The sequence below is a fragment of the Nocardia brevicatena NBRC 12119 genome (assembly GCF_000308495.1).
Lineage (GTDB): Bacteria > Actinomycetota > Actinomycetes > Mycobacteriales > Mycobacteriaceae > Nocardia > Nocardia brevicatena.
In genome coordinates, this window is the sequence record NZ_BAFU01000247.1 from 53,487 (window position 1) to 77,241 (window position 23,755).

Annotated in this window: 21 protein-coding genes and 2 pseudogenes; 16 read left to right on the plus strand and 7 right to left on the minus strand. The window is 68.1% G+C overall.

Annotated elements, in window-relative coordinates; translation table 11 throughout:
- Positions 1-74: 74 nt before the first annotated feature.
- Positions 75-1,466 (minus strand): FAD-binding oxidoreductase, encoded by a 1,392-nt coding sequence (locus ON20_RS31635; RefSeq protein ID WP_083865568.1) that lies wholly within the window; start codon positions 1,464-1,466, stop codon positions 75-77.
- Positions 1,467-1,537: 71 nt separating this feature from the next.
- Between ON20_RS31635 and ON20_RS31640 the strand changes: the two genes are divergently transcribed.
- Positions 1,538-2,452: a LysR family transcriptional regulator gene (locus tag ON20_RS31640; RefSeq protein ID WP_040841808.1), complete on the plus strand. Its 915-nt coding sequence runs from the start codon at positions 1,538-1,540 to the stop codon at positions 2,450-2,452.
- 82 nt (positions 2,453-2,534) lie between these two features.
- Here ON20_RS31640 and ON20_RS31645 read toward each other — a convergent pair whose 3' ends face one another.
- Together ON20_RS31645 and ON20_RS31650 are read right to left on the minus strand one after the other, a co-directional pair.
- Positions 2,535-3,605, minus strand: coding sequence for a DNA glycosylase AlkZ-like family protein (locus ON20_RS31645; protein WP_040841812.1), 1,071 nt, complete (start codon positions 3,603-3,605; stop codon positions 2,535-2,537).
- A 297-nt stretch (positions 3,606-3,902) separates the two neighbouring features.
- The gene (locus ON20_RS31650) at positions 3,903-4,706 is read right to left on the minus strand and encodes a hypothetical protein (RefSeq protein ID WP_040841925.1); all 804 of its coding nucleotides are present in this window, start codon (positions 4,704-4,706) and stop codon (positions 3,903-3,905) included.
- A 531-nt stretch (positions 4,707-5,237) separates the two neighbouring features.
- On the opposite strand from ON20_RS31650, the gene ON20_RS31655 reads away from it, so the two are divergent.
- From ON20_RS31655 to ON20_RS31685, 7 genes are all read left to right on the plus strand, one after another.
- Positions 5,238-6,329 carry an alpha/beta fold hydrolase gene (locus ON20_RS31655; RefSeq protein WP_051163709.1) on the plus strand — a complete coding sequence of 364 codons (1,092 nt, stop codon included), beginning with the start codon at positions 5,238-5,240 and terminating at the stop codon, positions 6,327-6,329.
- 308 nt (positions 6,330-6,637) lie between these two features.
- Positions 6,638-7,768: a 4Fe-4S dicluster domain-containing protein gene (locus tag ON20_RS31660; RefSeq protein ID WP_040841815.1), complete on the plus strand. Its 1,131-nt coding sequence runs from the start codon at positions 6,638-6,640 to the stop codon at positions 7,766-7,768.
- A complete protein-coding gene (locus ON20_RS31665; RefSeq protein ID WP_083865570.1) occupies positions 7,755-8,273 on the plus strand; it encodes a Crp/Fnr family transcriptional regulator in 519 nt (172 codons plus the stop codon). Before ON20_RS31660 ends, ON20_RS31665 begins: the two co-directional genes overlap by 14 nt.
- Positions 8,270-9,127, plus strand: coding sequence for an FAD/NAD(P)-binding protein (locus ON20_RS31670; RefSeq protein WP_083865579.1), 858 nt, complete (start codon positions 8,270-8,272; stop codon positions 9,125-9,127). Before ON20_RS31665 ends, ON20_RS31670 begins: the two co-directional genes overlap by 4 nt.
- On the plus strand, positions 9,127-9,900 hold the full coding sequence (locus tag ON20_RS31675) for an NADH-quinone oxidoreductase subunit B family protein (RefSeq protein ID WP_040841818.1): 774 nt from the start codon (positions 9,127-9,129) through the stop codon (positions 9,898-9,900). Before ON20_RS31670 ends, ON20_RS31675 begins: the two co-directional genes overlap by 1 nt.
- Positions 9,884-11,176, plus strand: coding sequence for a Ni/Fe hydrogenase subunit alpha (locus ON20_RS31680; RefSeq protein ID WP_040841822.1), 1,293 nt, complete (start codon positions 9,884-9,886; stop codon positions 11,174-11,176). The genes ON20_RS31675 and ON20_RS31680 overlap by 17 nt, the downstream gene beginning before the upstream one ends.
- Positions 11,173-11,643, plus strand: a complete 471-nt coding sequence (locus ON20_RS31685) for a hydrogenase maturation protease (RefSeq protein WP_040841824.1) — start codon at positions 11,173-11,175, stop codon at positions 11,641-11,643. Before ON20_RS31680 ends, ON20_RS31685 begins: the two co-directional genes overlap by 4 nt.
- Positions 11,644-11,749: 106 nt before the next feature.
- Here the strand turns inward: ON20_RS31685 and ON20_RS31690 are convergent, their stop codons facing one another.
- Positions 11,750-12,952 (minus strand): site-2 protease family protein, encoded by a 1,203-nt coding sequence (locus tag ON20_RS31690; RefSeq protein ID WP_083865571.1) that lies wholly within the window; start codon positions 12,950-12,952, stop codon positions 11,750-11,752.
- 473 nt (positions 12,953-13,425) lie between these two features.
- Between ON20_RS31690 and ON20_RS31695 the strand changes: the two genes are divergently transcribed.
- Together ON20_RS31695 and ON20_RS31700 are read left to right on the plus strand one after the other, a co-directional pair.
- The gene (locus tag ON20_RS31695) at positions 13,426-14,361 is read left to right on the plus strand and encodes a universal stress protein (protein WP_245547606.1); all 936 of its coding nucleotides are present in this window, start codon (positions 13,426-13,428) and stop codon (positions 14,359-14,361) included.
- 3 nt (positions 14,362-14,364) lie between these two features.
- A complete protein-coding gene (locus ON20_RS31700) occupies positions 14,365-14,943 on the plus strand; it encodes a CBS domain-containing protein (RefSeq protein WP_040841826.1) in 579 nt (192 codons plus the stop codon).
- 79 nt (positions 14,944-15,022) lie between these two features.
- Here ON20_RS31700 and ON20_RS31705 read toward each other — a convergent pair.
- Positions 15,023-16,362 (minus strand): annotated as a pseudogene (locus ON20_RS31705) (phosphoribosyltransferase family protein).
- A gap of 372 nt (positions 16,363-16,734) precedes the next feature.
- Between ON20_RS31705 and ON20_RS31710 the strand changes: the two are divergent.
- The 3 genes and pseudogenes from ON20_RS31710 (at position 16,735) to ON20_RS33785 (ending at position 19,716) form a co-directional block, all read left to right on the plus strand.
- Positions 16,735-17,596 (plus strand): annotated as a pseudogene (locus ON20_RS31710) (universal stress protein).
- Between the two features lie 106 nt (positions 17,597-17,702).
- Positions 17,703-18,668, plus strand: coding sequence for a hypothetical protein (locus ON20_RS31715; protein WP_157229171.1), 966 nt, complete (start codon positions 17,703-17,705; stop codon positions 18,666-18,668).
- A gap of 73 nt (positions 18,669-18,741) precedes the next feature.
- Positions 18,742-19,716, plus strand: coding sequence for a hypothetical protein (locus ON20_RS33785; protein ID WP_051163710.1), 975 nt, complete (start codon positions 18,742-18,744; stop codon positions 19,714-19,716).
- Here ON20_RS33785 and ON20_RS31725 read toward each other — a convergent pair whose 3' ends face one another.
- Together ON20_RS31725 and ON20_RS31730 are read right to left on the minus strand one after the other, a co-directional pair.
- A complete protein-coding gene (locus ON20_RS31725; RefSeq protein ID WP_040841831.1) occupies positions 19,717-20,511 on the minus strand; it encodes an ABC transporter permease in 795 nt (264 codons plus the stop codon).
- Positions 20,512-20,516: 5 nt separating this feature from the next.
- Positions 20,517-21,398, minus strand: coding sequence for an ABC transporter ATP-binding protein (locus ON20_RS31730; protein ID WP_040841937.1), 882 nt, complete (start codon positions 21,396-21,398; stop codon positions 20,517-20,519).
- 640 nt (positions 21,399-22,038) lie between these two features.
- Between ON20_RS31730 and ON20_RS38380 the strand changes: the two genes are divergently transcribed.
- Genes ON20_RS38380 through ON20_RS38390 form a run of 3 tightly spaced genes read left to right on the plus strand, consistent with a single transcriptional unit; the run spans position 22,039 to position 23,714 of the window.
- Positions 22,039-22,959, plus strand: coding sequence for a P-type ATPase actuator domain-containing protein (locus tag ON20_RS38380; RefSeq protein WP_368853950.1), 921 nt, complete (start codon positions 22,039-22,041; stop codon positions 22,957-22,959).
- Entirely contained in the window at positions 22,959-23,120 is a 162-nt protein-coding gene (locus ON20_RS38385; RefSeq protein WP_218002736.1) for a hypothetical protein, read from the plus strand. The genes ON20_RS38380 and ON20_RS38385 overlap by 1 nt, the downstream gene beginning before the upstream one ends.
- A gap of 42 nt (positions 23,121-23,162) precedes the next feature.
- On the plus strand, positions 23,163-23,714 hold the full coding sequence (locus ON20_RS38390) for a cation transporting ATPase C-terminal domain-containing protein (protein ID WP_051163713.1): 552 nt from the start codon (positions 23,163-23,165) through the stop codon (positions 23,712-23,714).
- Positions 23,715-23,755 lie beyond the last annotated feature (41 nt).

The following is a 23,755-nucleotide window of genomic DNA, read 5'->3' on the forward strand; positions in this document are numbered from 1 at the left end:
TGAGGCACGGTTCCCGGTTCTCGGTGGAGCTACCCGGGCCGGGCGAACCGGAAACCGTCGGCGGCAGTCGCGGTTCAGGCCGCCGGGCGAATATTGCGGTTGAACCGGAACATGTTCTTCGGGTCGTGGACCGATTTCAGCGCAGCGAGCCGGGCGTAGGTCTCGGCACGGTATCCGGCCCTGGTCTGCGCTTCGTCGGCCGCGTGCCCGGCGCCGTACAGGAAACCGAGATTGTGACCGACGGTCCAGGGCGCCAGCGCCGCTCGGACAGCGGCGGCGGGTTCTCCCGGTTCCGGGTCCGGCCCCGGCATGGTGATGGCCCGCACCACGAAACCGGCCGCACGGTGATCGAGCGCGAGACCGTCATGACAGGGTTCGCGCAGTACCCCGCCCAGGTGTCGGATATCGATCACCGTGCCCGGCCCGGCGTCGGGGCCGGCCACCGTGAGCAGAGCCTCGACCGCTTCGGGCGTGAGGTCGTCGAGCAGCGCGTTGGTCGCGGCGTAGGCATGCGGGTGATCCGGGTCGGAATGGATGGTGTGCGATTCGGTGTAGGGCATGACGCGCAGGTCGTCCTTCAGCGGTGTGCCGATCGCGCGCAGCGGGGCAACGAGACGTTCGCATTCCTCGGTGTCACCTTCGGCGGCGATCCGGACGGAGGCGGCGAAACGGCCCCGCAGCGGCGCCGGGACCTGCGGGATATCCGGGAAGGCCGACATGGTGAACGTCGAGGTGACCGCGTCGGGCAGGGTCGCGGTCCATTCCCGCCACATCTCGAGCGCTCGCGGCACCAAGGGGGCGTCGAAGACGAGCTGACCCCCGTACACGCTGGTTACCGGCACCAGATCCAGTTCCAGTGCGGTCACCACCCCGAAATTGCCGCCGCTGCCCAGGACGGCGCCGAACAGTTCGTCACCCGGCCGCAGCGTGCGCACCCGGCCGTCGGCGGTGACGAGTTCGGCGGCCCGTACGTGATCCGCCGCGTAGCCGTACTTCCGGGCCAGCAACCCGACGCCGCCACCGAGTACGTATCCGACAACACCCACCGAGGGCGACGAGCCGTTCAACGGTGCGAGTCCATGCCGCGCCGCCGCCTCGATCAGTGCACCCGCCCGGACTCCGGCGCCGATCCGCGCGCTCGCGGCCACCGGATCGATCTCTATTCCGGTCATGCCGCGGGTGCTGATCAGCACGCCACCGTCCGCGGCGACCGACAGACCGTGTCCGGTGGCCTGCACCGCCACCGGCAATTCGTATCGGGCTGCGAATTCGACTGCCGCCCGGACGTCCTCGGTGTGCCGTGCCTCGACGACAACGGCCGGACGGTGCCGGTAGGCGGTCTGGAAGCCGGTGGTCTCCCGCTCGTATCCGTCCGTTCCCGGACGCGATACCGACGCCGGGAAGGCGGCCAACTCGGCATCGGCCGCGGCGGTGAGTTCGGTGTTCTCGGCTGCGATATGTCCCATGCATGCGACGATGCCGTATCCGCTTCGATAAAGGAAACAGTTTGTCCTTATCTTTGCGATAATCGACAGTTATGGAACTCCGGCAGCTGCGCTACTTCGTCGCCGTGGTCGACGAAGGCGGTTTCACCCGCGCCGCGCACCGCCTGCATCTGACCCAGCCCGGGCTCAGCGCTCAGATCCGACAGCTGGAACGCGAACTCGGACAACCCCTGCTGGATCGGACCGCGCGCCGGGTGAAGCCGACGGAGATCGGCGCCGCGGTACTGGCCGACGCTCGCGCCGCGCTCGCCGCCGCGGAACGGATCACACAGACGGTGGACGAATTCACCGGACTGCTGCGGGGACAGGTCCGGGTCGGCCTCATCTCCGGCGCCGCGGTGGAAGAGTTCGATGTCGCCCCCGTACTCGCCGCTTTCCACAAGGACCACCCCCAGGTAGGTATCAGCCTCACCGAGGACACGTCGGAACGAATGCTGGCCGCGCTGATGCGCGGTGACCTCGATATAGCGTTGATCGGGCTGACCGACGCGGAACTCGATCCGGGGATCGGCATCGACGTCGTGCTCGACACCCCCTTGGTCGCGGCCATCGCCGCCCACGACAACGACCACGGGCAGGTTATGCCGCTCACCGGTCTGCGCGACCGGCCACTGGTCTGCCTCTCGTCCGGAACCGGATTGCACGGTGTCCTCCGGCGTGCCTGCACGGCCGCCGGTTTCACCCCGGAGATCGCTTTCGAAGCGGCGGCACCACACCTGCTGCTGCGGCTCGCCGCGCACGGGCTGGGCATCGCGGTCGTCCCGGAGCTCACCGCCAAGGATGCGGAGGCATTCGGCGTCCGGACCCTGCCCATCGTGCAACCCGAGTTGCGCGGGCGATTGGCCCTGGTCTGGCGCACGGACCGGCCGGTCGCGCCGGCGGCGAAAGTCCTCCTCGGCCAGATGCGCATCGCTTTCGGATCGGGTTGTCGGCGTGGGTATCGGTGAACCACCGATACCCACGCCGACAACCCGGGGAACGGAGGCGCGACCCGGCAATGCGCGGTCGGCGCTCCCTCGAGGCGGCCTCTCAGCGCGACTCGAGGAAGCCCTTCAGACGGTGTTTCTCGGCATCGAGAGCGGTGGCGAATGCCTTTCCCTTCGGCACGCGGTCCGCGAATCCCACCTCCACTTCGCTGTCCCGGCCGGCGCATGTGGCCCAGCCGATCACCCGGTCGCGCCACAGCATCGGCATGGCATAGTAACCACGGACCCGCTTCGCCGCCGGAGTGTAGGCCTCGAAACGGTAGTCCCAGCCCCAGATCCGACCGAACCGCTGCCGATCCCAGACCAGCGGGTCGAACGGGGTCAGGAACCGCACCCGCGCCGGGGGCTCTCGGTCGGTCGGGACCAGATCGGCAGGCCACAGATACCGGACACCGTCGACGGTGATAGCGGACAGCTCGCCGGCAGCGAGAAGTTCACCGATTGTGACCGACCCGGTCGCACCGCCGATGGAGCGCACCGCGCGGTTCACCGTCGCCGCGAGTGTCGATTCCGTTGCGGGCGCCAGTGTGCGGGCGATACGCAACACCAGTTCGCGTCTGCGCCTTCCCGGGTCGAGCAGGGGCTTCGGCGCCGGTGCCACCTCGTAACGCCGTATCCCGGACACCCGGTCGACCACCCGCAACAGGCCGTATCGGTGCAATTCCTCGAGCGCCACCGTTGTCGCCGAGGACGTTGTGCCCCACGCATTGACCACACCGCGGCGCCCGAAACGCGCATGCAGGTCCCGCGGATGCACCACGCCGCGTTCCCGGACGAACTCCAGTACCTCGGACGAGCGGGTGTCGTGCGGAAACTCCCCGTCTGTCCCGCGCGGATGTCGCCGAGGGTGCAGCAACGGCCGCAGGCGGGTAACGGTGTAGCCGTAGGCGTAGACGAAATCCTCGTCGATACCGAGCGCATGGTAGTTCCGGTCGAGGTCGCCGACGCGGTAGCCCCGCACGCGGTGCCGCAGGATCAGGTCCTGCGCCCGGGCCGGGAAGCGAATGGGGTCGGCCTGCACGAATTCCATATCGGCGAGGGCCTCGGCGAGTGAACTCGGGCTCCGGGGCAGTGACCAGGCCACCGCGTTGGAACGCAACCATGCCAACGACATAGGGCGAGCGTAATGGCGCCCTACGACATTCGACACCCGAAGCCGAGTCCGACGCATCGGCTCCCGCCGGAAGCAACATCCCTTCCCTTCCGGGCTCGGGCGGACAGGCACCCTCGGCGTGGGGCAACTCGCTCCGCAGGGCCGCGACGGCGTTTCCCGAGCGAGATGGCCATGAGCCCCCACTGTTGCCGTCGATTCCGACCGAATTGGCGGTGGGACAGACCGTTGCGTACGCGACGATCCCGGTGTTCCAGGTGGACACCGGGATCGGGAGGGCACGGCGTGCGAGAGTGGTGCTCATGCGCCGACGGGAAATGAGATCACCACCTCGCTCTCGTCGTGGGGCAAGTAGTGCACCCGCAGCACCCGGCCGATCTGTACGTGCCCGACCGCGGTGGGCGGGACGAACTTCTCGGTGCGCGTGGTGAAGGTGGTGCCGTCGGGACGGGTGACCACCAGACCGAGCACGACCTTGGAGTGATCGTCGCGGATTTCGCCGGGCACCGTCAGCGTCTGCACCACCGCCTGGGCGGTGATGCCGTGCTCGGCGATATCGAGCTTGGCGCGGGTGGTGAAGCCCTTGCGGATCATGGAGGCGTTCATCGCTTCCTGCGCCGACCGGTGGTCACCGGAGAGGTCGATCTCGACCTTGTCGATGCGGTGCGGCAGGTAGCGCACCGGCAGCACCACACCGGGCCGCAGCAGCGACATCTCGGTGAGGGGTACCACCATTGTGGCGGTCGAGTCGAAGGTCTTGCCGTCGGCGCCCTCCACGGTCAGCTCGATGCGCAGTTGCGGTTGGTCGTTGAGAGTGACGCCGGTGTGCCGGACCGAGCGCACGGTGCCCAGGCCGATCTGCCCGCCACGGAACGGGACGGTATTCATCCCGGTCAGGCCGGTAAAGATGCCGTCGGCGGTGAAGGCGAACGCCATCGGTGTGATGGTCAGTGCGATGATCGGCAGTGCCATCTGCGGGCCGACCCAGGCCATCACGTCCTGGCCGTATTCGGTGGGGCCGTCGTAGGCGAGACCGTGCCAGAGGTAGAAGCCGAAGGCGAAGACGAAGAAGGCGAGGGCGAGGCTGCGGATGATGGTCTTCATAGTGGGTTCTCCGTAGAAGGGGTTCGGGAATGCCGCCCGGCGGGAACGTCGGGCGGGACCGGGGGCGGATCGGTCGAAGTCGGCGGTCTCGCCGTTGTCGCTACATCCGGTGACCGGCAGGGCCAGGGCGCCGGAGGCGAGGCGGATCTCGGAGGTGCTCATGATGCTCGATTCCTTCTCGTTCCTCGGCTCCGGGTGATGCCGTCGAGAGAGAAGTTAGGAGCAGGCGGCGCCCTACCGATCCCAAGTTCTCGCCGAAGAACCCGGAAAACCGGGGCTCGGAGCCGACTACCGGTCACGCCGTCGCTCGCCGTATCCGCAGCGACGCCGCGGTCATCATCGATGCCCAACCCGTCGCCGAACTGCCCGCTGCCGGACTATCGGCGAGCCGGTCGGGGCGGCGTTCCGGCGCCGACCAGCGCTGTCGTTACCGAGCGAAGTTCGACATGCCATCGGTAGAAGTAACGGTTAGGCTTCCTCGGTACGAAATGGCAGGCCACGGCGGCCGCCCGGCGTTTCACGAGGTGATCCATGCGCGAACTGTCCCGTCGTACCGTGATCGGCGGACACCGGACCACCACTGCCACCCGACGAGCGGCCGTCTTGACGACGGCCCTGCTGGTGGCGTTCCTCGCGGGAAGCGCAACGGCCGCAGCGGAATACCGCAAACCCGGGACATGCCGGGAAGTAGCCGTTCCCGTGGCCTTGGCCGAAGACGCGCCGGCGGACCAAACCGTCGCGGCCACCTTCTGCACACCCCTGCGCTGGGCGGACGGAGCGCACCAGGCGGACATCCTGGTCGCGGGTGCCACCTATACGCGCGAGTACTGGGACTTCTCGTTCGATCCGGAAACGTATTCCTATGTCGACGACACACTGGCCGCCGGCCGCGCGACCTTCAACTTCGACCGATTGGGCACCGGCGCGAGCTCCCGACCGGACAGTTGGCGCCTGACGGTATCGAGCGACGCGTTCATCCTGCACCAGTTGATCACCTGGTTGCACCGGGAGGGCTACGCACACGTGAACGCCGTGGGGCATTCCCTCGGCTCGGTGACCCTGACCAACGAGGCCGCCCGTTGGCACGATCTGGACCGCGTGATCCTCACCGGCATCATCCATCTGCCGGGCGTAGGACTGAATTCCATCAATATGTTCAGCAGCACTTATCCCGCCGACCTCGATCCGATAACGACCGGACGGGGCACCGACGCCGGGTATCTGACGACACTGCCCGGCAGGCGCGGTTCCATCTTCTACGATCCGGCGACCGCCGATCCGGCGGTCATCGATCACGACGAGCGCACCAAGGACGTCGTCGCCATCGGCGAGACCACCGAATCCATGACCACATTGCTGAGTCCACCGCAGATGAACGCAAGCCGATCGATCACCGCCCGCGTGCTGGTGGTCATGGGAGCCAAGGACGATATCTTCTGCAACTTCCTGGTCAGTTGCCGTGAGGCCGCCTCCATCGCCGCCAACGAGGCACCTTATTACAGCGGGGCCGTCGACTTCGATGCCCTGGTCGTCCCGGATGTCGCCCACAATCTCGCCCTGCACCCGAGCGCTCCGCAAACCTTCCGGGCCATCGACCACTGGATGACCACCGGGGATGCCTGACCGCCCGGCAGCATATTCGCTCACCCGCAGGCATCGCTTCGACCAGCGCCTGCTCCCGCATCCGCACCTTCCGGTGACGGTCATGTCGAAGCACCACCTCGCCGACGAGTAGTCACCTGGACAGCCGAACGCGCGCTGACCGACAACGGCCCGGTATACACCGCACACGCCGGACGGTGACCGGCTATCCGCTGATGACAGCGGCTCCCGGCCTCCGGGGAGAGGACTTTCGCCCCTGCCCGCGTACCCGGCCGACCGACCAGACTGGAAACCGACCGACTCCTTCCGCACACGAACCGAGGTCCGCCATGACTCCTGGCGACAGCGAGGTCATCGACCGCGCGGGCTTGAATCGGCTGGTGGAGGTGCTCACAGAGCAGGGATATCGGGTTATCGGGCCTCGGCTGCGCGACGGGGCCATTGTGCTGGACGAGCTCGCTTCGGGTGCGCAACTGCCCGACGGATGGGGCGTGGAGGCGGAACCGGGCCGATATCGGGTGCGTCGGCGCGACGACGACGCGGTGTTCGCGCATTCGGCCGGACCGGGATCGTGGAAACAGTTCCTGCACCCGCCGCGCCGCAAGGTCTGGGACATCACCCCGGATATGAACGTCGAGCCCGCCGACGACACGCTGCCACGCTATGCGTTCTTGGGGGTGCGAGGCTGTGATCTCGCCGCGATCTCGGTCCTCGGTCGGGTACTCGACGGTGCCACTCCTGCGGACACCCCCTACGCCCGCCACCGCGGTCTGTTCGTCGTCGCGGTGAACTGCACCGAGCCCAGTGGTGTGTGCTTCTGTGCCTCCATGGGCACCGGACCGGCGGTGTCGCCGGGATACGACCTCGCCCTGACCGAGCACCTGGACGACGACGGGCATCGGTTCGTCGTCGACGTGGGCAGCGAGGCCGGCGCCCGCGTTCTCGCCGACATCACACCGTGCACGGCAACCGACACACAGGTCACCGCGGCACGCGCGGCGGTATCGGCGGCCGCGGACCGGATGGGGCGGGCGATGCCCGAAGTCGACCTGCGGGCGCTGCTGCGCGATTCGCGGGAGTCACCGCACTGGCAGGACGTGGCGAGCCGCTGCTTCACCTGCGGCAACTGCACCATGGTGTGTCCCACCTGCTTCTGCACGACGTTCGAGGACGTCACCGACCTCGAGGGCGAGCACGCGCAACGGTGGGAGCGGTGGGCGTCGTGCTTCGAACTGGACTTCTCCTATCTGCACGGCGGCAGTGTGCGGCAGTCGGGCGAGAGCCGGTACCGGCAGTGGCTCAGCCATAAGCTGAGCACCTGGTACGACCAGTTCGGCACGTCCGGTTGCGTGGGATGTGGGCGGTGCATCGCGTGGTGCCCGGCCGGCATCGACCTGACCGAGGAAGTGGCCGGTCTCGCGGAACTCGCCGGGGAAAGCACCGACGATGCCCACCGTTGACGAGTTGGCCGCGTTCCCCCGGCTGACCTCGTTGAGCCGGACGGACCTGGCGGTGCTGGCCGGGATCGGACGTGAGGTGTCCTTCCCGGCCGGGCAACGGGTGCTGGTCGAGGGGCAACCGGCCGACCGGTGCTGGCTGATCCGGGGCGGCCGGGTACTGCTGGATGCCCGGGTGCCCGGCCGGGGCGACGTGGTGATCCAGACACTCGGTAGCGGCGACCTGCTGGGCTGGTCCTGGTTGGTGCCGCCGCACCGATGGCATTTCGGCGCCCAGGCGGCCGAACCCGTCGACGCCGTCGAATTCGACTCCACACGCCTGATCGAGGCCGCCGAGACCGACCCCAAGTTCGGCCACGCGCTGACCTCGATGCTGTTCGAGGCATTGCTGGAACGATTACAGGCCACTCGGGCCCGGCTCCTCGACCTCTACCGCAACCCTCGCGACAGCAACGCGGACCCGCATCGGTGCACCGGCCGAACCGGCTCGGACCGGAGCCGGCCATGAGCGTCGACACCGTGACCCACGCGTCCCGGAGTTGCGGCGACACCATGCTCCCGTACCGGGTCACGAACCGCGTGCCGCAGACACAGGACACCACCACACTGGTGTTGGATCCGATCGAGCGCGCGGCGCCACGGTTCCGGGCCGGCCAGTTCATGATGCTCTACCGCTACGGAGTGGGTGAGATCGCGATATCGGTCAGCGGGGACCCCACCGGCCATGAGATGGTCCTGGAGCACACCATTCGTGCGGTCGGTGCGGTGAGCACCGCGTTGCGTGACACACCGGTCGGCGGTGTGGTCGGGGTGCGCGGTCCGTTCGGCGCCGGGTGGGACCCGGAATCGGCGACCGGCCACGACCTCGTGATAGTCGGCGGCGGGGTCGGTCTGGCACCGCTGCGTCCGGTGGTGCTCGGCGCGCTCGCCGACCGTGACGCGTACCGCCGTGTCATCCTCGTCACCGGTGCCCGAACCCCGGCCGACATACTCTTCCGCCGCGATCAGGACGACTGGGAAGCCACCGATCGGATCGAACTGCATCGGACGGTCGATCACCCCGCACCCGGCTGGACCGGGTCGATCGGCTTCGTCACCGAGCCGCTGGCACAGCTGAATCCGGACCCCGGTCACACCACGGCGTTCCTGTGTGGACCGGAGCCGATGATGCGCTTCTGCGCCCAGACGCTGCTGGGCAAGGGAGTCGCCGCGACCGACATCCGAGTGTCACTGGAACGGAACATGCAGTGCGGCATCGGCCGGTGTGGTCACTGCCAGCTCGGTCCCCTGTTGCTCTGCCGAGACGGCCCGGTCGTCGACTACGCCGTGGCCGGACCACTGTTGGCCGTACGGGAGTTGTGATGGACGCCCCGACACTGGCGGTGTGGAAGTTCACCTCCTGCGACGGCTGCCAGCTCACTCTCCTCGACTGCGAGGACGAACTCCTGACGCTGGCCGGCCGGATACGTATCGTTCACTTCTTGGAGGCATCCAGTGCGGTGGAGCCCGGGCCGTACGATGTGTCCCTGGTGGAGGGTTCGATCACCACCCCCGAAGAGCGGCGTCGAATCGTCGAGATTCGCGAGCAGTCCCGGATCCTGGTGGCAATCGGGGCATGCGCCACTCACGGTGGGATTCAAGCGCTGCGAAACTTCGCCGACGTCGCCGAATTCACCTCCGTGGTCTACGCCGACCCGCAATACATCTCTACCCTCGCCACTTCCACATCGATCTCGGAACACGTACCGGTGGATTTCGAGCTGCGCGGCTGTCCGATCGATCGCCGTCAGCTGCTCGAAACGCTCACCGCCTTCCTGGCCGGCCGCACCCCCGATCTCCCGAACACCAGCGTGTGCACCGAGTGCAAACGACGCGGCACCACCTGCGTGATGGTCGCCGACGGTATCCCCTGCCTCGGGCCGGTCACCCAGGCCGGGTGCGGTGCCCTGTGTCCGGCATATCACCGCGGCTGCTTCGGCTGCTTCGGGCCGATGGCGAAACCGAATGTCGGTGCCCTGCTTCCCATTCTGCGCATCAACGGCATGCCCGCGGACGAGATCGACCGGGTATTCACCACATTCGCGGCCGCCGAACCGGACTTCGCGGAAAGGAACCCCGGTGAGCCACCGCGGTAGGAAGCTGAAGGTCGACTCGCTGGCACGAGTGGAAGGCGAAGGCGCACTGCGGATCACCGTAACCGACGGGACGGTCGAACGCGCCGAGCTGAACATCTACGAGCCGCCGCGGTTCTTCGAAGCGTTCCTGCGTGGCCGCGCCTATACCGAGCCACCGGACATCACCTCGCGCATCTGCGGTATCTGTCCGGTGGCCTATCAGGTCAGCGCATGCAACGCCATCGAACAGGCCTGCGGAATCGAGCTGGACCGGCCACTGGCCGACCTGCGCCGACTGCTGTATTGCGGGGAATGGATATCCAGCCACTCCCTGCACATCCACCTGTTGCATATCCCCGACTTCTTCGGCTACCCCGACGCGATCACCTTGGCCGCCGACCACCGCGACCTCGTCGAGCAGGGTCTGGCAGTGAAAAAGGCGGGCAATACCCTGCTCGAACTCATCGGCGGCAGAGCGATCCATCCCATCAATGTGCGGGTCGGCGGGTTCTACTCCGTTCCCGAACGCACCGATCTGGTTCCGCTGTCCGAGCAGCTGCGCCGGGCACTCGACTACGCCATCGACACCGCACGCCGGGCCGCCGGCTTCGACTTCCCCGAATTGGAACTCGACCACGAACTGCTCGCCGCCGCCGAACCGGACCGATACGCCATAGAATCCGGACAGGTGCGTACCAGCACCGGACTGTCCTTCCCGGCAACCGAATTCCCCACTCACGTGGCGGAGCAGCAGGTGCCGCATTCCACCGCGCTCCACGCACGGCTCGACGGCGTACGCTACCTGACCGGACCGTCGGCCCGTTACACGTTGAACTCCCGGCAGCTTTCACCGCTCGCCCGCCAGGTCGCCGCCGAGGTCGGGCTCGGTGACGAGTGCCGCAACCCATTTCGCAGTATCCTGGTACGCGCCGTCGAAGTCGTATATGCCCTCGACGAGGCGCTGCGGCTCATCACCGCCTATGAGCGTCCACCCCGCCCCGCGGCACCCGCACCACCGCGCGCCGGCGTCGGTCACGGTATCAGCGAGGCACCGCGCGGATTGCTCTACCACCGCTACGGCCTCGACGCCGACGGCCTCGTCCGCTCCGCCACCATCGTCCCTCCCACCTCGCAGAACCAGGACGCGATCGAAGACGCGCTGCGCCGGGTCGTCGCGGCCGATCCCGACCTCGACGATGCCGCGCTCACCGCCCTGTGCGAACGCATGATCCGCAACTACGATCCGTGCATCTCCTGCTCGGCGCATTTCCTCGACCTCGAAATGGTGCGCCGATGACCGGTGCACGCGCCGCCGTCATCGGCGTGGGCAACGAATACCGCGGCGACGACGGCATAGGCCGCATCGTGGCCCGCGAGGTGGCGAAACTCGGCCTTCCGGGTGTCGTGGTGACATGGTGCGACGGTGAACCCGCCGCGCTGTTGGACGCCTGGAGTGGAGCCGACCTCGCCGTCGTCGTGGACGCGGTGCTGTGTGATCCCGCTACACCGGGTCGGATCCGGCGGACCATCATCGACACGGTGCCCCGCGGCATACATGCCACGAGTTCGCATGCACTCGGCATCCCGGATGCGCTGCTGCTGGGTCGCGCCCTCGGCCAAGTTCCCCGCGAACTCGTCGTCGTAGCCGTCGAAGCAGCCTGCTTCGACCTCGGCATCGGCCTGTCCGACCCCGTCGCCGCCGCTGTCCCACAGGTGATCCGAAGGGTGCTCACCGCGTTGCACCGACTCGACTCACCGACATGACGGCCGGCGCCGAAGCGGGCACGCTCACCGCCCACCCCTGCCCTTCTCCCGCACCCACCGATCCCGGCTCGCGGTGGAGGATTCACCGTGGGCGCTGTGCCGTGTATCAGCGGTGATCCTCGGATTCCTCCCGGCCGGGTGTCTCCACGCGGATCTGCCGCGGCTTGCCGGATAAACGACCCTGTACCGGCAGACCGAGAACATTGCGCTGGCAGGCCACCGTGAGGTCGGTGGCGGTCACCACGCCTGTGAGCCGTCCGGCGGCATCGACTACGGCAACCAGATCGAGATCCGGACGCAGTACCGCGTGCGAAACGACATCACGAAGCAGGGCATTCTCACGAGTCCGCGCGCCGACCGAAAGGGGGCGAGCGATCGACCGCACGGTTGCCGCCTGCCGGGCCGACCTGGGCAACCGCGTCAGATCCGACCAGGCCAACACCCCGGTCGGCCGACCATCCGCGTCGATGGCCGGAAACACCTGATGCCCGGTCTCGGCCGCGGGTGAAGCCAGAAAATCGGCGATCGACCAGGCCTCCGGAACCGTAACCGGGTGAGTGGTCATCACATCGCCGACGCGGATATCACCCAGCCGATGCCGAATCCCGACCGCGGCGAGTTCGGCATTGGCCGAGGACGAGAGGAACCAACCGAGCAGTACCAACCACAGGCCGCCCGCGTTGCCGATCACGATCAGTTCGGCTGCGCCGACAACGATGAGGGCGAGCCCGAGCATGCGGCCGCTGCGGGCGGCGACGGTCGCCGCACGCAGCCGGTCCCCGCTCATCCGCCAGATCACCGCACGCAGGACCCGTCCACCGTCCAACGGCGCCGCCGGAAGCAGATTGAATACAGCGAGCACGAGATTCATCGCGGCCAGCCACCCTATAGCGGCATGAATCGGCTCTCCGGCCGAGGTGCCGACAGCAGCGGCGATGCCGAAAAACCAGGCCGCCAGCACCATGCTGGTGAGTGGTCCCGCCACGGCGATGCGGAGGTCCGAGCGAGCGTCGGATGGCTCGTCGCCGAGTTCGGACACACCACCGAGGAGCCACAATACGATGCGCTCGACCCGAACGCCGCTGCGGTGCGCGACAACGGAATGGGCGAGCTCATGCGCGAGTAGCGAACCGAACAGACCGACCGCGCCAACCGCGGCGGCGAGCCAGACCTCGACGGAACTGCCGTAGGCATCGGCGAGACCGCTCCCGAGCAACCAGGTGAACAATCCGATGGTGACCAGAGCCGACCAGTGTGCGCCGATCCGGATTCCGGCGATCCGCCCCAGCGGAATGGTTGCCCTCGGCATGTCAACTCACCTCCGAGCTTCCACCGACAACACCTGCGCCGTCGGATGCGGGCGACACCGCGGAAGCAGGGACATCGTCGTGGCGCGACATGGAACCTCCGGCGTGGTCGGTGCTGAATCGGTGTCCATCCGCGAGTCTTCGCCCCCGCCGCCTGCCGCTCTAGGGAAGAAAGTTGCCGTTGAGTGGGCCGATCGTCCCTGCCGATCCCACTTCGACATCCGGTCGGACACCCGAGGAGCCGGAAAGAAGGCCACTCGGCACCTCGCCGATGACCTTCGTCTCTGTCCGGTGGTCGGTGGTCCCGCGCATGCTCGGAAGCATCGCGTCGCACCGGGTTCGTGCCGGTGTGACGGCACTGTCGGAAGAATTCGGGCCACCGCTGGGGTACCGGTTGTCCGCCGGACCTACGCCCGGGGTGTCGAGTGGGCCGGGAGTGACAACGGTTCGGACACCCGAGGGGAAAGGAATTCCGATGATGTCACAACCGAACGCACCCGCCGGCGCCGCTGGGCCGAGTTCGGCGGCGCCCCGGCTCAATCCGCCGATCATTGCCGCCGTGGACGGTTCGGCGGCCTCGCACCACGCGGTGGCATGGGCTGCGGTGGACGCGGGGCTGCGTCGCTGCCCGCTGCAGATCGTCACCTCGATCGCGGTACCGGGCACATTCGGTCCCGGGCCGGTACTGTCCGACGCGGCCGGGCAGCGGCTGCGCGTCGAAGGAGAACAGGTACTCACCGAGGCCGCTCGGACGGCCCGGTCGGCAGTGGCCGGGGAGACCGTTGCCATCGGCACCGAGGTGGTCGACAGGCCGATCGTGCCCGAGCTGATCGACCGCTCACCGCACGTCCGCATGCTCGTGGTCGGCAACCGTGGGCTCGGTGCCTACCGACGTGAGCTGCTCGGCTCGGTGAGCTCGGCGGTCATCCGGCGCGCGCACTGCCCGGTCGCGGTCGTCTCCTCGGCGGCGGCGACAAACGCGGGCTCGGCGCACAAGCCGGTGCTGGTCGGGGTGGACGGAACCGCCAACAGCATGCCCGCGATCCAGTTGGCCTTCGAGGAGGCGTCGTGGCGCAAAGTCGGCGTGGTCGCCCTGCACGCCTGGAACGACACCGGCGGGACCGTCCTGCCATCGGAGGGTGGGGCTGTTACGCGACAGCAGGAGGACGAACTGCTCGCCGAACGCCTCGCGGGATTCGGCGAGCGCTATCCGGACGTTTCGGTCCGGCGGGCTCTGGTACGGGATCGCCCGGTGCGGTCCTTGCTCGCCGAAGCCGAGTACGCGCAGCTCATCGTCACGGGAAGCCACGGCCGCGGCGGCTTCACCGGCATGCTGCTCGGCTCCACCAGTGCCGCGCTGCTGCCTTCGGTGGAGTGCCCGATGATCGTCGTGCGCGATGGCCGGGTGTAACCGATGCATGCACGTGACATCCTCAGCCGGCCCGTGGTGACGGTACGACCGGAAACACCGTTGCGGGATGCGGTCACCCTACTGACCGGACACGGATTCGCCGCGCTCCCGGTCGTCGACGAACAGGGCAGGGTGATCGGGATGCTCTCCGAATCCGACGCGATGGCAGCGGCCGCCGGACCGGAAACCACCACCGTCGAAGCCGCGATGACCATTCCGGTGGAGGTGGTCACTCCCGCCACCGACACCGCCACGATCGCGGATCGTATGCTCACCGCCCGATTGCGGTCGATACCGGTCGTGGAGGCCGGGCTGCTCGTCGGAATCGTGTCCCGCCGTGACCTGTTGCGCGCTCTGCTCAACGACGACGGCACCATCGAGGCGAAGATCCGAGCACTGCTCGACGATTACGCCGGAAGCCGGCGGCAATGGACGATCGAGGTGTCCGACGGGGACGTGACGATCCGCGGTATCTACGCCGACTCGAGTGAAGAGCACCTTGTCGCCGCTCTCGCCCGCACTGTCGACGGGGTGCGCCATGTCGAGGTGATCGACGACGCCACGGCTCTTCCCGACCGTTGAACGGCCGCCCCTGGTTACGTACGGTCGGCCGCCGCTACCGGTAACGGATCGGCGTCGTCCGACAGAACACGAATCGAGGTCATCGCCATCTACTCGTCCCGCTATCGACCGCCGATGCGGGCGCCAGCCGGGTGACCAGCCAATCGCACGCGAGTTCGGCGACCTTCTCCAACGCGCCCGGCTCGGCGAACAGGTGTGTGGCGCCGGGCACCACGACCAACACGGTCTCGCCCGGCATCTCCCGTGTCGCATGGCGGTTGAGCTGCAGCCCCACATGGTCGTGCCCGCCCACGATCAGCAGCGTCGGCGCGCGCACCGCCGCGAGTGCCGATCCCGCGAGATCCGGACGACCACCACGCGATACCACCGCGGCGATCCTCATACCGGGACCTGCCGCGGCCCGAAGCGCCGCGGCGGCGCCTGTGCCGGCGCCGAAGTACCCGATCCGCAGCCCGGCGACATCATCTCGATCGATCAACCGGACGGTGACAGCGAGCAATCGCCGCGCCAGCAACCCGATATCGAAAACCTGTGGCCGGGCGAATTCCTCGTACGGGGTGAGCAGATCGACAAGCAAGGTGCCCAACCCGGCCCGGTTCAGCACCTCGGCCACGAAACGGTTGCGTGGGCTGTGGCGGCTGCTGCCGCTGCCGTGCGCGAACACCACCATCCCGAGCGGATGCTCCGGGATGGTGAGATGCCCGACCAGCCGCCCTTCCCGGACCGAGACCTGCAGGTCCCCGTCGCACGACGGCGGATCGCGCACGGACCGCCGGGACAGGTCGCGGCGGTTTCCCGCGGCACGGAGCAAAAGCTTGACCTCGGCGTCGGTTACCTGGCCGAAACGGCGGTACCAACATCCCACAGCGCCGAACCACGGAGGCGCCTCCAAGCAGACCATTTCGTCGGCCACATCCCGCAGCGACATCACCGTGTCACGGGGCGCCACCGGAACGGCCAACACGACACGTCGCGCGTCGCGCGCCCGGGCCACCCGGCAGGCGGCGCGAGCTGTCGCGCCGGTGGCGATACCGTCATCGATAACGATCGCGGTTCTGCCCGACAGGGGTACGCACGGGTGTGCGCGCCGCAGCCGCTCGGTCCGCCGCGAAAGCTCCCTGCGTTCGCGGCGCTCCACCTTCGCCATCTCTTCGCGCGCGAGTTTCGTCTCGGCGACGACCCGGTCGTTGATCACCCGGACTCCGTCCTCGCCGAGCGCCCCGAAAGCGAGTTCCGGCTGATATGGAACGCCGAGTTTGCGCACCACGATCACATCCAGCGGGGCACCCAGCCTCCGTGCCACCTCGTAGGCCACCGGAACACCACCCTGCGGCAGGGCCACCACGACGACATCATCGTCCCGGAGGCCTTTCGCTCCGCCATACGACGGCCGGCGTCACGACGATCGTCGAAGAACATCGCGGACCTCCTCTCGACCCCAGCGTGGCCTTGGACGCGCTGCGGCGGCAGGTCCGATCGTCGCCGAGGAGAGAGCCATTGGTCCTGCCGATTCCGATCCTGTGCGGTGGATCGACGGTTCGTGTCCGACGCAGACCTCCCGTCGTCGATGCCGACGGCAGGCCACCGGCCCGACCGCCGTGCGTCTCGGCCGGCCGCTTCGCACCGGCCTGCCGCTCCACCCGCCGGCAGACCTCGTCCCGACCACTGAAGGAGCCTGCGGTGCGGACGAAGTAGGGACTCGTACGCGGCACATAGGGCCGCGCAGTGCCGTGCCTCACCACCGACCGGTCCGGCATCGGGTCCCGTGGGAATCGGAAAGAGGCGAAACAGATGTGCGCTACCGGCCATCCCCCGATCCTCGCCGGTATCGATGGCTCTCCCCGCACGCTCGCGGCCTTACGTTGGGCCGCAGCCGACGCCGTCCGCCACCGCGCGCCGCTACGCCTCGTCTGCGCGATCGGAGCGCTGGGTGACTCCGGACCTGGCATCGACCCCCGACAGTGCGACGTCGATGATTGCCGGCAGAGCGGACTGGAGGCGCTGGAAATCGCGCGCACGGCCGCTGTCGCCGAATCCGCGCCGCTCACCGGACTCGACATCAGCGCCGAACTGGTGAACGCGCCCCCGATTCCGGTACTGCGCGATCGTTCCGCGACCGCGCGGCTATTCGTCCTCGGCGCACCCAGGTTCGGCATCTTCGGCCGCAGACCGCCGGGCCCGGTGAGCACCGCACTGGCCCGGCATGCCGCTTGTCCGGTCGCCCTTGTCCCGGAATCCATCGGTCCCATGGACGGCCTGGTTGTGGTCGGTGTCGACGGCTCACCGAGCAGTGTGCACGCTGTCGACATCGCCTTCGACGAGGCCGCGTTCCGCGGTGTCGAACTGGTCGCGGTGCACACCTGGTCGGATTTCCTGCGCTACAGCTCACTCGCCGAGATGCAGGAAGAGGGCGAGGATGCTCTCCCGAAGCCTGGCCGGATACGGCGAAACGTATCCCGAGGTTCCGGTGCGACGGATCGTGGTCGAGGACCGCCCCGACCGGCGACTGCTCGAGGCGGGCGACCACGCTCAACTCATCGTCGTCGGCAGCCACAGGAGCGGCGGTTTCGCGGGGCGGACGCTCGGTTCGGTCGGGCAGGCCATCCTGCACAGGGCCGAGGTGCCGGTGATCATTGCCGGGTCGACGAGTTGACTCCGGGCTTCCCACCGGACCCGGAGCGAGGACTTTCGCCTCTGCAGCCGGCACTGTCGACCGACCATGCTCAACGCATGCCCCGTGCCCTTGGTGGGAGGTCGTGATGTTCGGCGGGTATATCGGAAGGTCGCTGCGTGCCCCGAGGGCGGGGGTGAACGCGCTGCAGACCGTATTGTCCGACGCCGTGGGCCATGCGCGTGCTGTGTGGTCCGCCGGCGACCACCTGCATGTCGGTGTTGCCGGTTCGGCGCCGGACCGCTTGGAGACATTCGTCGCGGACCTCACCGCGCGGGTCGGCCGCCTGCCGGGAGTGGCCTGGACGGGCCTCGACCTCGGCTGCGGACGTCTTGTGGTCGCCGGAAGGTCGCAGGGCGAATTGGACAAGGCCGCCGTTATCGCCGCGGTGCGAGAGGCCGAGGTCGCCGCCGATGCGGCGGGTCCTTTCACCGCGGCCGACACGGAACACCCCACTGACCGGACCATGCCGGCGCGCTACCTTGTCGCCGCGTTCATCGATGTGGCCGCGGCGGCCACGGCCACGATCGGCTCCCTGCTGCGTCTACCCGGGCGACCGGCGCAGGTCGAGCTCACGCTACTCATCGCGTTCATACAGAACCAGGAGCTGCTGCGCGGTCCGCTCGAGCGGCGCTTCGGTGCCGCCGAAGCCGACCTGGCACTGGGTATCGCGGCTGCCGCGGCAGGAGCCCTGGAGCGGTCCCCGCTCGGCCCGGTCGTCGACCTCACCCATCGGATACTGCTCCTGCGGCAGGAGCGGTACCGCGCGGAAACCTTCACGCGGACGGAACCGACGCTGTATGCGAGTACGCCGTCGGCACGTCCGCTGCCACGGCGCCCCGCACCGCGGACCGTTCCCCTGCCGGCCGGGCCGATCGAACATTACGACGAGCAGGACCTGATCGCGGCAATGGCCGCCGATGCGAAGGGGACCACCGCCTTTCGCACCGGCAGCCGACCCGACCAGGTGCTGCACTGCACCGATCCCGGACTCGACTCGCATACCGCCACCCGTCCCGGCATCGTCGGGGTATCCGGCTGTCGATCATGCTGAACCGGTCCCCCTTCCGCGTGGCGCCGACCAAGCCGTCGGACTGTGAGCAGTGGGCAGGGTGGGGACGGCCACGATGACGCACAGCAGCCGAGTCTCCGGCGCCGCCCGGCGACGGCTGACCGAGCTGGCCCTGCTTTTACGAGGCTGTCGCGACGCCTCCGCCCGCGTCGGTGCGGACCACCACCGAATCGCCGCACCGGGCTCGGTCTGCGCCTCCGACCTCGCTGCATTCCGCGCTGTCGCCGCCGTCAGCAATGAACGACTCGTGCTCGAGGCCGTCCTCGGCTATCTGGAACTCGCAGCCGCCCAGTGCGCCGGGCTCGCCGCACTGCTCGACACCGGCGAGGTGGTTGCCGCGCCGTGGCCTCTGACGCGAGCGATCCTCGAGGACTGTGCGCGCGCCAGATGGATCATCGGGAGCCAACCGACGGCCGAACCCGCACTGAACCGGCTCGCGCGGGCCTACATCGACAATGACATGAGCGCCGAATACGAGAAAAAGATCAGCGGGTACCTACGGGGGAACCGATCCCCGGCCTGTCTGGCGGCGACGGCACGTTTCATCCGGCTGCGAGCGGAGATCGCCGCCGTCTTCCCCGGAACGAGCGGACACGATTTCGGCAAACGAACGATTCACGGCCAAGTGTGTCTCGGTCCCACCGACACAGTGCGGTGGTTCTTCGACCTGCTCGCGAGGTCGGCCGCTCTTGCCGTCGATACGAAGGCACCGACAGCGATCTACGACCTCCTGTCGACCCATACTCACCCGACACTTCACTCGGTCCACGCGCAGTTCCTGTTCACCGCCGACACCATGGGGTCGGTGACGCCGCCCACGATCGATATCGCCGGAGCCGAGTGGCTGGCCTGCCTCGCCGCGCTGGGTGTCTACGACGCCGTTTCCGTGACCCACCGCTACTGCGGTTGGGAATTCGATCCCGACGGCAGGCTCGAAAGCCTGATCGATCGCGTACTGCCCGGACTACCGCGACCTGCCGACCCGAATGCCCGTGTCGTTCCCCGGAGAAGCCGCCGCGGCGCCTCGTGATCACACTCCGGCGATATCGCGACGGTCGAAGATCGGCAGCCCGACCAGCAGTGCGAGAGCCCCGGCCAGGAGCAGCCATCCATACGCGGCCGGGAGTCCGGCACCGAGCGGACCACCCTCGATGGCCTGGTGGAACGGTGACAACGGTCCCCAGGGGCGCACAGCGTCGACCAGTTTGCTCGCCACATACAGCACATAGGCACCCACCGCGAACACCGAGGCGACGGCCATCGAGAGGATTCGCCTGCCGGTCGCCGCGCCGACCGCCAGAGCGAACCAGCCGAATTCGACACCGATGAGCACCATGGCCAATGCACCGGTCAGCGCGGAACCGACCGGGATATCGAGGCCGAACACCGCCGAGAACGCGACAATTGCGCCGAAGAGCACCGCACCGAGTACGAGCACCGCGGTGACGAGCACCGCCGCCTGCTCGAGCAGGAGCCGCACCGGTGACACCCTGGTGATCAGCAACACCTCCAGTGTGCCGTTTTCCTCTTCGCCGGCGATCGCCCTGGCACCGCGGCCGATCGCGAACACGAGGAACAGGATCGGCAGCAGCATGCTGAACAGCTCGGCGTTGAGGAAACCCGCACCGGTGCCGAATTCGTCCAGATCGAACAGCTCGCGCAGTGGTTCGGGATAGTTCTTCAGAAACTCCCGTATTCCCGCCATACCGGAAATCGACGGCCACAACGCGCTTTCCAGCATTACGAGCGCGGCGATTCCCACGCTCCAACCAACGAGCCCGCGTCGTTGATCGCGCAGACACTTCGAGTACACGGTACGTAGCACGGCGGTCAGTCCTGTCCGTAGTAGCCGAGGAATACCTCCTCGAGATCCGGTTCACGGCTCACGATGTCGACGACGTCGTACGGGGCGATCGCTTTCAGCAGTTCCGCGGTCGAACCTTCCACTTCGATCTGCACCCGGTGTGAGTTCTGGTGAATCTGTCGGATACCGGGAAGGTGCCGCAACCCGCTCAGATCCGGCGGCGCCGCGGCGAACAGCAGGTCGATGCGACGTAGTGTCCGGCGTGTGAGTTCGGCGACGGAGCGGACCTCGATAAGCCGTCCCTTCCGCAGCATGCCGACGGTATCGGCCACCGCTTCCACCTCCGACAGCACATGCGAGGACAGGAAGACCGTGCGCCCGGCAGCGCAGACCTCACGCATCATGGCGAGGAACTCCCGCTGCACCAGCGGATCGAGGCCGGTGGTCGGCTCGTCGAGCACCAACACGTCCGGCTCGGACATGAAGGCCTGCACGATGCCGACCTTCTGCCGGTTACCGTGCGACATCGCGCCGATGCGGATTGTGGGGTCCAGGTCGAGCCGGTCGACCATACCTCGGCACACGGTCGGATCGACGCCGCCGCGAAGATGGGCGAGATAGTCCAGATACTGCTCGGCGGTCAGGTCGGGGTAGGCGACGAACTGCCCCGGCAGATACCCGATATGACATTGCGCCGTTTCCCGTTCTCGCACCGTATCCGCGCCGCAGACGCGGGCGCGACCGCGCGTCGGCCGCATAAGGCCGACCAGGATGCGGATGGTGGTGGTTTTGCCTGCCCCGTTCGGCCCAACGTAGCCGAAGACCACCCCGCCGGGGATCCGCAATGTCACATCGTCCAGCGCGAGAAAGCCGCGATAGGCCTTGGCGAGCCCCATGAGCTCGATCATCACGGCGTCCTCCGCATCGTGTCCGGATCGTCGTGGCGCCGGCCGCCGCGGCGAATCGGTTACTCGCGGACCGGCGAAGGACGAGTAAGCGCCGAACATTCCTCAGCGGCCGACACCACCAACTATTCTCCGCACCCCCGGACGCGCACAGGGCCCACCGGGCCATGCTCGGGGGACGTAGGTCCTCGAACGGATTCCGCACGTGGCGGCGATCGGCACAGCCGGGTTGCGGCGATATCGCACGGGCCGGTGTTTCCGGTGAATCCCGGCCCCATGCGGTGGCATGGTCTTTGGGCCCATCGGTTCGGAGCCAACGCCACCAGCGGATACCCGCCCGGCCTTCCTACCGTACGGAGTCAGGGACGAGGGCGGAGGGTACACGGATATGGACAGTACGTATGTGGTGCGGCATGAGCTGACCGGCGCGGCAGTTGTGGGCACCGATGGGTCACCCACCCCACGGCCCCCTGTTACCGGGCCGGCGGCGGCGCTACATCCGGAGCCTCGGGGCACCTCGGCTCCCCACCGGCCGCCCGGCCCGGTACGCCGACCGTCCGCTCGCGGTCACGCACCGGGGCCGGTGACGATGCCCGGCGCAGGCACCGATGACGACCGCATCTCCCGGTCGCTACCGGAGCCGATGACAACCCAGGCGCCACGGAGTCCGCACGCTATCGATCCACGCGAACCGGTGTCGGCGTTGACGCGCGATCTTCGGACGAGCCCGGACGGCCTCGCTTCCCGGGAGGCGGCACGCAGACTGGACCTGTACGGATCCAACGAGCTTCCGCTGCCCCGCGGACGGCCGTGGTGGTCCGCGATCGGCCGCCAGTTCGGTCATACCCTCGCGCTCCTGCTGTGGGTCGCGGCGGCCCTGGCGGCGGGCACCGGGGCGACTTCCCTGGGCATCGCGATCCTCGTCGTGATCGTGCTCAACGCGGTTCTCGCATTCTGGCAGGAGAACCAGGCCGAACACGCGGTCGCGGCCTTGGGTCGTTTCCTGCCCGATCAGGTCTGGGTGATGCGGGATCATCGGCGGTCTCGGATCCATGCCGTGCTGTTGGTCCGCGGAGATGTCCTCCTGGTCGAGGAGGGCGAACGTATCCCGGCCGACGCCCGGTTGATCGATGGGACGGTCGAGGTCGACATGTCGGCGCTCACGGGAGAGTCCGACATCCTCACCCGCAGCGCCGCCGAACCCGACCACGCCGACCGGTCCCTGGACTCCCCCGTCCTGACCTTCAGTGGCACGGCGTGCGTGAGTGGAGCGGGCCGCGCGCTGGTGTACGGAACGGGTGTGCACACCGAACTCGGTCGGATCGCGGCCCTGTCTCAGCATGTACGACCGGAGGAGAGCCCCCTCGAGCACCAGGTGCGCCGGGTGGCCTGGCTCATCGCCGCCGTTGCCGTCGGCGCCGGAGCGGCGTTCCTGCCGCTGGGCCTGCCGGCGGGCTTGTCGCTGGGGCCGCGTTCCTGTTCGCCATCGGCCTCTTGGTTGCCAACGTGCCGGAAGGACTGCTGCCGACGATCACCCTCGCACTCGCCGCGGGTGTACGGGTGATGGCTCGGCGCGGGGCCGTGGTCAAACGCCTGTCGGCGGTCGAGACGCTGGGCGCGACCACGGTCGTCTGCACCGACAAGACCGGAACCCTGACCCTCAACGCGATGCACGTCGCCGAGATCAGCGGAAACCCTCGGGACACCGCCGAGATAGTCGCGTGATGCTCCACGGCCGAACTCGGCGTCCGCGACGGCGGCGATCCCATGGAGATCGCGCTACTGCGGTACGCGGCCGAGAACGATACGGCGCTTTCGCCGGCACAGCGGGACCTGTATCGGCGCGCGATCAATCCGTTCGACCCGCATCGAAAGATGATGTCCACGGTGGACGAGGTGGATGGCGTGACGAAGGTCCATGTCAAAGGCGCTCCCGAGGCCGCTCTGCCCCGCTGCGTCGGGTGGGCGGAGAGTACGGCGCCGGACCGGGTACGGGCACGGCTCGACGAGTTGACCGCGCGTGGTCTGCGTGTGCTCGCGGTAGCATGGCGGGACTGGGATGCCGACGGCCGGCCCGATCCGGGGAATATCGGTCTCACCAGCAACCGGCTGTTGTTGGCGGGCTGCGTTTTCGAGATCGTATTCGCCGCGGCACTCGTCTACCTGCCACCACCGCAGGACGTATTCGGCACCGCTGCCCTTGTCCCTTGGATGATCGCGCTGGTATTGCCCTTTCCGATTCTGGTCTGGGGTGCCGACGAGATACTGCGGTGGAGATTACGCCGGTGTCGCCCGCCGGTACCGTCGGGACAGTGGTGAGCCGAGCCATGGGCCGCCGTTCCGATCGAGGTGGCCGTCCC

Coding starts and splice junctions, on each gene's coding strand:
- ON20_RS33785 (WP_051163710.1), top strand. CDS start 18,742: ATGACGCACAGCAGCCGAGTCTCCGGCGCCGCCCGGCGACGGCTGACC.
- ON20_RS38390 (WP_051163713.1), top strand. CDS start 23,163: ATGGAGATCGCGCTACTGCGGTACGCGGCCGAGAACGATACGGCGCTT.
- ON20_RS31660 (WP_040841815.1), top strand. CDS start 6,638: ATGACTCCTGGCGACAGCGAGGTCATCGACCGCGCGGGCTTGAATCGG.
- ON20_RS31650 (WP_040841925.1), bottom strand. CDS start 4,706: ATGAAGACCATCATCCGCAGCCTCGCCCTCGCCTTCTTCGTCTTCGCC.
- ON20_RS31675 (WP_040841818.1), top strand. CDS start 9,127: ATGGACGCCCCGACACTGGCGGTGTGGAAGTTCACCTCCTGCGACGGC.
- ON20_RS31690 (WP_083865571.1), bottom strand. CDS start 12,952: ATGCCGAGGGCAACCATTCCGCTGGGGCGGATCGCCGGAATCCGGATC.
- ON20_RS31685 (WP_040841824.1), top strand. CDS start 11,173: ATGACCGGTGCACGCGCCGCCGTCATCGGCGTGGGCAACGAATACCGC.
- ON20_RS31635 (WP_083865568.1), bottom strand. CDS start 1,466: ATGGGACATATCGCAGCCGAGAACACCGAACTCACCGCCGCGGCCGAT.
- ON20_RS31655 (WP_051163709.1), top strand. CDS start 5,238: ATGCGCGAACTGTCCCGTCGTACCGTGATCGGCGGACACCGGACCACC.
- ON20_RS31670 (WP_083865579.1), top strand. CDS start 8,270: ATGAGCGTCGACACCGTGACCCACGCGTCCCGGAGTTGCGGCGACACC.
- ON20_RS31645 (WP_040841812.1), bottom strand. CDS start 3,605: ATGTCGTTGGCATGGTTGCGTTCCAACGCGGTGGCCTGGTCACTGCCC.
- ON20_RS31640 (WP_040841808.1), top strand. CDS start 1,538: ATGGAACTCCGGCAGCTGCGCTACTTCGTCGCCGTGGTCGACGAAGGC.
- ON20_RS38380 (WP_368853950.1), top strand. CDS start 22,039: ATGACAACCCAGGCGCCACGGAGTCCGCACGCTATCGATCCACGCGAA.
- ON20_RS31695 (WP_245547606.1), top strand. CDS start 13,426: ATGATGTCACAACCGAACGCACCCGCCGGCGCCGCTGGGCCGAGTTCG.
- ON20_RS31715 (WP_157229171.1), top strand. CDS start 17,703: ATGTTCGGCGGGTATATCGGAAGGTCGCTGCGTGCCCCGAGGGCGGGG.
- ON20_RS31700 (WP_040841826.1), top strand. CDS start 14,365: ATGCATGCACGTGACATCCTCAGCCGGCCCGTGGTGACGGTACGACCG.
- ON20_RS31665 (WP_083865570.1), top strand. CDS start 7,755: ATGCCCACCGTTGACGAGTTGGCCGCGTTCCCCCGGCTGACCTCGTTG.
- ON20_RS31730 (WP_040841937.1), bottom strand. CDS start 21,398: ATGATCGAGCTCATGGGGCTCGCCAAGGCCTATCGCGGCTTTCTCGCG.
- ON20_RS38385 (WP_218002736.1), top strand. CDS start 22,959: ATGGCTCGGCGCGGGGCCGTGGTCAAACGCCTGTCGGCGGTCGAGACG.